This is a genomic window from Pseudomonadota bacterium, from assembly GCA_041395565.1.
In the GTDB taxonomy this organism is placed as follows: Bacteria; Pseudomonadota; Gammaproteobacteria; order UBA9214; family UBA9214; genus UBA9214.
In genome coordinates this window covers 1-8,497 of record JAWLAI010000012.1, presented here as the reverse complement: position 1 = coordinate 8,497, position 8,497 = coordinate 1, and the positions used below count along the sequence as shown (strand labels likewise).

Here is an 8,497-nt window from a genome sequence, read left to right as displayed (position 1 = left end):
ATGCTGTTCTTCGGCACCATTGTCGCCACGGTCACCGCCTACTTCATGCGCCCGCTCCAGCGTCCGCACAAGAAGATCATCGAAACCATCGAGGTCAACCTGGAACAGCTCGATGACCTCACGGTCGCGGAGCTCGACCTGCTGAAAGACACCGTTGACACCCTCATTACCCATGTCGAGGGCCTCAAGGAAAGACAACAGCAGCAGGTGCCGCACGGCTAGACCGGCCCGCGCTCGCAAGCCGGGCGGCGGCGCAGCCGGGTCGGCGTGGCTGGCCAGATCCGCAATGCATGCCGCGTCGCTGGCGGTTTCTGCCACCTGCAGCAGCGACAGCGCGGGCAGGCGGCGCGGCTGCGTACCCGACACGCGCACCGGCGCGGTATCCGTGCCTGCCGAACCCGCAAACCCTGCCGGGCCCGGCCGGCTTATTCCCTGGCATGGTTGCGGCCGGGTCGTGTAGCATCGGCGTCGCCAGGCGCGCAGCGCCAGGTGTTCGATCCGGGGAATCCGGCATGCCCCCGGCTAAGGCTGACGCCCTTGGCTGTCGATATGGCGTGCAGACCCACCATTGACACCAACCATGGAGACTAATGCGATGGAAAGACCAATGCTCGTACTGGCGCTGGTACTGCCCCTGGTGGCGGCGGCCACGGTGGCCCGTGCCGACACCCTCGGCGTCTGGGTTGGCGCCAACTACTGGAATTTCGATATCAGCGGAACGGCACGTTACAAGAGCACGAATCCCGCCGACGACATCGATGTGAATAGCGACCTCGGCTACAACGACGATTCACTGACCACGCTCTACGCCGTGCTGGAACATCCGGTCCCGCTGGTACCCAACGTCAAAATCGCGGGCACCAAGATCGACACTTCCGCCAGCGGCGTCCTGTCGAACAACTTCACCTGGGGTGACATCACGTTCACGGTCAACGAACCCGTCACCAGCGCGGTCAAGCTCAACCAGGTCGACCTGACCCTGTACTGGCGTCTCCTGGACAACGTCGCCAACCTGGATCTGGGCGTGAACGCGAAGTACCTCGACCTCGATGCCCGCATCACCGGCGCCACCTCCGGGACCGACACGGCATCGGCAACCGGCGTGGCGCTGATGCTCTACGCGGGCGCAGGCATCGACCTGCCGCTGACCGGACTGGGGGTGGATGCCAGCGGTTCCTATATGGGATACAGTGGCAACAAGTTCTACGACTTCACCGTCCGCGCCACCTATGACACACCCTGGCGGCTGGGTGTCGAGGGCGGCTACCGCAAACTCAAACTGGATCTCGATGATTTCGATGGCTCCTATGCGAACATCGAGTTTTCTGGACCCTACCTAGGCGCCTACCTGCATTTCTGATTACCGGCGCCAATACGGTACGGGAGGTGCTGCGCAGGGTCTGGATGCGCCTCTCGTACCGCCACCCGGCAGCACGGCGCCCTGGCACTGCGCACCCTCACGCCACCCTGACTTCTCGCCCGCTCGATTCGCTGTTGATTGGAACCAGTCTCTTCATCACCCGCGGCCGCGACCATGCCGATTTTGACTCCAGGCACGGCGCGGCGAGCGTGTTGCAGCTCGTTGCACGTGCACGTCGCGACACAGCCAGGGCACAACACCGCCCGTTCCCGAGGCGGTTGCCCGGGATGATGAGAGTGATACTGAATGCGACCCATTATCATCAAACGCGTGGCACCACTCGGGCGGCCAGCAAGCAACGCGAACCGGGCCGCCAGCTCCTGTCAATTAGTACCTAGGTATAGGTGACACGCCCGGCAGCGCCGGCATAGATTGATAGCGCATATTCCATTCCGGAATAGCGCAGGCGCAGGCGAGCACGCCCGCTTTGACAGCGGTCCAGCCCGGATCGTGTATCTCCGAGCAATCTGTCAGCAGCGTTCGTCCGCAGGTGGGCCTGTAACCCTTAACCGTGTGCTGACCGTGACCTGTCGTGGTCCGGTGCGCGGAGACCGCAGTGCAGGCGCGTGACAGTCACGTAAATCCAGAACCGGCGCGGAGCATCGCATCGCGCTGCCCGGCATTACGCGAACCCGGTGATCACTGGCTGCCGCGGCCCCGTCCGCAGCGTCGCTGCCCTGCAACGCGGGCGGCGGCGTATTGTCCGCTCCTCGGGCAAGGACAATTCGTGCTGATGCGAGCTTATCCGCCAGGAGTTTTTCAATGAACCGCCGCCAGTTCCTGACCTATTCCGCGCTGCAGGGATTCATCGCCGCCTGCCCCTCGGTCAGCCTGTCCGCTACGCAGATAGTCATAGCCCCGACCGGCGGCGATGACACCGAAGCCATCAATGCCGCGCTGCGCGCCAGCGCCCATAGCGGCTATCCGGCCGCGCTGCAACACGGTGCCTATACCGTCACCGATACGATCCACGTGCCTTCCGGTGCACGCCTCATCGGGCTGGGCAACGCCAGCCGGGTGAGCTTCCGCGGCGGCCGTACCGGGGTGGTGATCCGCATCGACGAGCCACACCGTGACAATGCGGTCAGGGGGCTGCTGGTGGAGGATCAGCGTTCAGCGGTACCGTTCATCGCCATGATTGGTAATTGAATATGCCGTTCGCCATCCGCCTGGGTGACGTTGCCACAGACCGCTTGCTGCTGAATGTCGTCACACTGACCGATCCCGGCAGCGCGCCGCTCTCCGCAACCGTTTCTGGCGGCGGCAACATCGCCATCGACGCGCCCTCGCTGCGGGTGGACGAATTGCCCGCCCGCGGCCTGTGGACTGTGAGAATCCGCTTTAGCGGGCTGCGGCCGTGGACCGGGTATACCTACTCGGTCACACAGGACGGTGTGACCCTGGATGGGTCGTTCCAGACATTGCCGGACAACAGTCAGACGCCGTTCGGGTTCATCATCGGCACCTGTGACGGCGCTACCCCGCGCAATCCCACCAATACACACCGGATCATCCGGCAGCTGGTCACGAACTCACCGGTACCGATCGTGAGCATGTTTCACATCGATGACGTGCACTACACAGACACCTTCACGGTCAACGATCCACTCACCGGGTTTCATTCCACCGGCGCCCCCCAGGATACCGGCATCGGCGCGGATTACGCCAAGGCGTGGGCAGCGAACTACGGCGTGTTCGAGAGTGCGGCAAAATGGATGCTGCCCGACCGGCAGTGGGTCTATCGCAATCTGCCATGCTGCTACTCCGGCGGTGACCACGCCATCGGCGGTAACTGGTGCCGGGGCGACGCCAACCCTGCCGCTGGTGACCGGATGCTGAAACCCTGTATCCGGGTGCCGGCAGCCTCGAGGAGATCGTACGGTAGGAATGGGATGCCTCTTCGGCCGCTCTCAACCCGCCCCGCTGCGCCCCGGGCAATGGTACTGGGAAAGGACATGGGCCCGGTCAGGATTTCGTTGTGGGACATGTCGAGATTCATCGAGCCGTATGATTCGCGGGTCCCTACCGATACCCCCTGTTACGGCGCGCAGCAGATTGCCGACCACATGGCATTCCTGGACGTGGATACCCACGCGTTCAAGATCGCCATGCACGAGTCCGGGCTGACCCAGGTCGGGCAGCCGTGGCTGGAATTCCATGCCAGCGAGGCCCAGGCCTGGCTGGCCGACATGAAGTCACGTCCGAACCTGAACGGCGTGGCCGGCAACCTGGTTTCGATTTACGGCGACAACCACACCGTACACACACTGAAGCTCGATGACTTCTGGGCCTGGAGCGCGGGCACACTCGGCGATGCGAATGCGGTGGGCGGCGCGGGCTTCGATGCGCCGACCCGCCCGTGGGGCTGGGGCGGGCAGCTGCAATACTCGGAGCATTCGGACACCAACATCGGTGACCGCTTCCTGCACAACTTCATCCTCGTCACGGTGCACCCGGAGCAAAGCCCGATGTATCTGGATATCGCGCATGTCGATGGCGGCCGCGGCGTGGTCAAGTATGCGGCCAGGCTGTATCACCGGGCATCCAGAAACCAGATGGTGGCAATATGAGTTTCAACTGGTGCTATTTCCCGCTGGAACAGCACGGCCAGGCAGCCGGGATCCAGAACCCGCTGCCGGATTTCGTCACGGTGGGCGGCAATCCGTGGTCCGCGGGTAACGGCTGGTTCAACGGCAACGGACTGAACACGTCATTGCTGACGCCCTGGTCTGCGGATCCGGCGCTGTTCGCCGGCGTCGCGTGTCCGGGCGATGCCAGCTATCTGATCGGCTTTCAGCTCGAGGTCGGCGCGGTCTCCCCCGATCCCCAGAACCGGGAAACCATTCTGTATTGCGGTTACAACAGCGCCGGACTGTTCGACGGCATCCGCGTGGGATACCGGACGAACGGCGTGGTGCGGTTCACCCTGCAGAGCAGAAGCCTGGGCTATACCGACGTGGTCGTGGAAACGGGCGATGTCAGCAACAGCCGTCGCAACATCTTCTGCCGGATCGACCACCGGCCCGCCGGCACGGGGGTCAACGCCGCGTTCACCCACACCTACCGGGACGGTACCGACGTCCAGGCAACCTCGTCGATCAAGACCTTGAGCGGGATTGGTGATATCGCTCCCCAGCAGATCACCCCGGCCACGGCCCTGAGTGTCGGCGCCAATCAGGGCAACGGACAGCCAGTCGCCGGCAGCTATTTCCTGGGCAAGATCCGCAGGCTGCATCTCATGCGCTTCGGACGCCTGGCATACGACGAGCCCGGCAATCTGGCCGAACTGATGGGCGAGCTGTCCCGTGCCGGCATGGTTCCGACACCGGCCATCCAGCAGCTGATGGGCTTCGGCGCGCAGGCCATATCCCGCGCCTTCGTGCAGTATTCATAGCCGCAATGCAAGCACCCCGGCTCGCCACCCTGCGCAGGCAAGCACAGCTGCCGTCCACCGGGCTGCCCGCAAGCGTACTGTTCGCCGCATTCGTGCTGGTTGCCGACGGCGCGCATGCGGCCCTGCAGGCACGCGGCGGCGGGCTCGTTTATGACACGGAGCTGAATGTCACCTGGCTTGCCGATGCCAATTTTGCGGCCAGCGAACTCACTGCTGCGCGCGTCAGCGAGATAGTCGCCACCGCCGGCCCGATCGCGGGCCATGCGCTCTCGGCGGCCGAATTCCTGCACGATGACAGTGGGGCGTTCAACGGCAGAATGACCTGGTGGGCCGCCATGGCCTGGACCGAGCAGCTGGTGTACTACAACAGCGCCTATGGCGTGTCATACAGCGACTGGCGTCTGCCCCGCTCCGCCGGCCCGGACCCGACCTGCAAGACCCTGGCCGGGGCGGCCCGGACCGATGGACTGGGCTTCAGTTGCACGGGCGGCGAACTCGGCCACCTGTTCTACAGCGAACTGGGCGGCACCGCCGCGCTGTCATGGGGTTCGCTGGCGACGGGTACCGACCCGGATCTGCAGCAGTTCAGCAACCTGCGCCTCGACTTCTACCACTACGCAGACGCAGCAGTCGCATGCCCGAACATGCCAGGCGCGGACTGCGGTGTCTACTTCAGCCTCTACAGCGGCATCCAGTGGGCGACCGGCAAGGCACAGTTCAACTACGTGTTGCCCGTGCTCGATGGTGACGTGGCATTGCGCGATACGGACGGCGACGGCCTCACGGATCCCGCCGAGGCCGCTACCGGCACGAATCCCAACCTGGCCGACACCGATCACGACGGCCTGGTCGACGGCGCCGGCGGCGTCGTGCCGATCGGCAGCGTCAGTGCCGGTATCGACAGCAACCAGGATGGCTTCGCCGACGGTGAGCAGGACTTTGGCACCGACCCCCGCAAGACCGACAGCGACGCTGACGGCAGCCCCGATGGTATCGAGATCCTGCATGGTTCGAATCCGCTGGACAGGTATTCCCTGCCCGCCCCGGCCGATGGCGACCTGGCCCCTTACGGCTATCCGGACGGCAACATCGATGCGGCGGACGTCCTGATCGCCATGCGCATCGTGGCAGGCCAGCTCATGCCACGAGTGCCGCAGTATGCGCATGGCGACATGAACATGGACGGCATGATCGATCTGTCCGACCTGGCCGTGATCCTCAGACAGGCACTGGAATGATGCCTTTACACCTGGTGCTGTATCCGCAGGCGCGCGGTTGGATAGCCGCCGAACTGTCAGGATTGCCTGCCTGGGCTAACCGGCACCGCCGGGCGTTACCGCAAACGGCTGGCTGTCCTTGCAGCGCGGAAGAACCTCGTGCCCGCAGGGATATCACTCCGCCCAGTCATGACCCGGGGCAGTGTCGCTGTCATGCACTGGTCATGCGTAGTAGTACGAAAGCATTAGTTATGGCAGCACGGCGCGAAACTAGAATATCGCCCTCTCACGGCGCGTCGCGACATCGCACAGCCACAGTCCCGGCTACCTGCCGCAGGCATCCGGGCACTACCGGCAGCGCGAGCAGGCAAGCATGTACAAGGAAAATCCAAAGTGAACACGCAATCCGGCGGCAGCTACCGCCACCCGTCTGCCGTTCTGGCGCTCCTGCTCCTGCCGTTGCCCGCCATTGTAGACGCAGCCGGAGGATTCGCCTGGTTCTCCTGTGAGGACCACCCCCGTCCGCTGACGATCGCCAGCGCGATTATCGACCTTGACCCGGACCTGGTCATCAGCCAGGGCGATGCACCGTATACGAATCACGCGACGACCGCCTGGGGCATCAGCGCAGAGCCGGTACAGTTCGATTCGGTGGCGGCGGGGCCGAACCCGCAGGACTTCAACCATCATTACGAACAGATGATGCTGACACCGGGCTGGCCGGCGCTGGCAGCGGCGCCGTTCGACTTATATGTTCAGTTCGACGACCATGAATGGGGCGGCGACAACTGGGCGCACAATCTTTATACCGCCAACCTGCAGGTCCCGATCAACGCAACCACGCAGGCGCAGGTCAACTACCACTGGCGGCAGGGACGCGCCGCCTGGCAGACCTGGGCCGACGCCTGGAGTGACAATGCGCAGGCCACCTACGATATCAGCGAGAACACGATCGTCCCGTCCGGCGCCTTGGCCGAGAATGAGACACCCTCGCCGTCCGACTACCCGATCAGCTACTTCCGGAAAACCTACGGCGACATCGAGTTCATATTTATCGATGATATTTCCTACCGCGATTACTCAGACGCCACACTGCGCAACACGCCGGTTTCCCTGCTCGGGGCCCAGCAGAAGGCCTGGTTGATCGACCGCATCAACGCCTCGACCGCGAAATTCGTCGTCGTGTCTTCCACCAAGACACTGGGCGCGAGCGGCCCGGGTGATTCCTGGCGCTACTATCCGATGGAGCGGGATGCCATCCTCGCAGCGCTGACCCGAACCGGCGTGCTCTGGATTTCCGGAGACTATCACTACCCTTCGGTCATCCGGCAGAAGGACGGCGCTGCGTCACGGTGGAGCAATGTCAATCCAGGCCCGGCCGGTGTCGTATGGTCCGGTCATGGACCGGCCGATGACAACACAGGCACCCTGGTCTGGGCCGCCGTCCCAGACCCGGACGGTAACGGCCAGACCCGTACCGACATGTTCGGCTACGGCTATCTACTGAACGACAGGCTGCACGTCGAGATCCGCAGCGCGGACCAGACCGTCTACTACCACGGCTACCTGACCATGGACAGCAACGAGCTGACCACGGTTTCCGGGCTGCCGTCGTTGCCGCTGGCCAATGACGACGACACCGACGGCGTTCCCAACGACAGCGACAACTGCCGTAGCGTACCGAACGGCCCGTTCCTGCAGGACCCCGGGGATGGCGGCATGGCACAGCGCAATACCGACGGCGATCCAGAGGGAGACGCCTGTGATCTCGATGACGACAACGATGGCCTGACCGACAGCTACGAACTCCAGATCGGGACCGAGAGGTTGCTGTTCGACACCGATAATGACGGCGCAGGCGACGGCGCGGAGGTAACCGCTGGCACTGACCCGCTCGACGATACTTCCTACCCGGGAATGCTGGTGCCCGGTGACATCAACGTGGACGGCGTTGTCGATGTGCAGGATCTCCTGCTGGCGACGAACATACTTGCCGGGAGTTACTCTCCGAGCCCAGCCGAGCAGGCACGCTGGGACATCGCGCCACTGGTCGCGGGATACCCGCAACCCGACGGCAACAACGATGGCGGGGATCTGCTGGTGCTGATGCGGATCGTCACCGGTGCCGTCTACCTTGCGCACTGGTAGAGGACACAACCCGCTACCGACATGACCGGATACCTCCCGGTGGCCGGCAGTGATGGGGTCATACAAGCGCCATGTGCCCGGGGCAGGGGCTACAACGCTCCTGCCCCGGGCTGCGGGTTATCTGGCCGCCTGGCGTTCCTTGGCTTCCTTGATGACCTCGTCCGCCACATTGCGGGGACACGGCATGTAGTGCAGGAACTCCATGGAGAACTGGCCGCGGCCGGAGGTCATGGTGCGCAGGTCGCCGATGTAACCGAACATCGTGCTGAGCGGGCACTCGGCCTTGATGTGCACATTGGTGGGGCCCGCCTCCTGCGA

Annotated in this window: 8 protein-coding genes; 7 read left to right on the top strand and 1 reads right to left on the bottom strand. The window is 64.0% G+C overall.

Annotation, left to right across the window (positions count from 1 at the left end):
• From R3F42_16310 to R3F42_16280, 7 genes are all read left to right on the top strand, one after another.
• A partial coding sequence (locus R3F42_16310; protein ID MEZ5543578.1) for a two pore domain potassium channel family protein occupies positions 1-222 on the top strand: 222 nt, incomplete at its 5' end.
• A 373-nt stretch (positions 223-595) separates the two neighbouring features.
• Positions 596-1,360 (top strand): TIGR04219 family outer membrane beta-barrel protein, encoded by a 765-nt coding sequence (locus tag R3F42_16305; protein ID MEZ5543577.1) that lies wholly within the window; start codon positions 596-598, stop codon positions 1,358-1,360.
• Between the two features lie 822 nt (positions 1,361-2,182).
• A complete protein-coding gene (locus tag R3F42_16300; protein ID MEZ5543576.1) occupies positions 2,183-2,569 on the top strand; it encodes a hypothetical protein in 387 nt (128 codons plus the stop codon).
• Between the two features lie 2 nt (positions 2,570-2,571).
• Positions 2,572-3,990, top strand: a complete 1,419-nt coding sequence (locus R3F42_16295; protein MEZ5543575.1) for a hypothetical protein — start codon at positions 2,572-2,574, stop codon at positions 3,988-3,990.
• Entirely contained in the window at positions 3,987-4,814 is an 828-nt protein-coding gene (locus tag R3F42_16290) for a hypothetical protein (GenBank protein ID MEZ5543574.1), read from the top strand. The genes R3F42_16295 and R3F42_16290 overlap by 4 nt, the downstream gene beginning before the upstream one ends.
• 5 nt (positions 4,815-4,819) lie before the next feature.
• Complete coding sequence (locus tag R3F42_16285; GenBank protein MEZ5543573.1) at positions 4,820-6,052, top strand: hypothetical protein; 1,233 nt, start codon at positions 4,820-4,822, stop codon at positions 6,050-6,052.
• A gap of 372 nt (positions 6,053-6,424) precedes the next feature.
• The gene (locus R3F42_16280) at positions 6,425-8,179 is read left to right on the top strand and encodes an alkaline phosphatase D family protein (protein ID MEZ5543572.1); all 1,755 of its coding nucleotides are present in this window, start codon (positions 6,425-6,427) and stop codon (positions 8,177-8,179) included.
• 117 nt (positions 8,180-8,296) lie between these two features.
• Here R3F42_16280 and R3F42_16275 read toward each other — a convergent pair.
• Positions 8,297-8,497, bottom strand: a 201-nt coding sequence (locus tag R3F42_16275; GenBank protein ID MEZ5543571.1) for an elongation factor G, incomplete at its 5' end; no start/stop codon positions are given.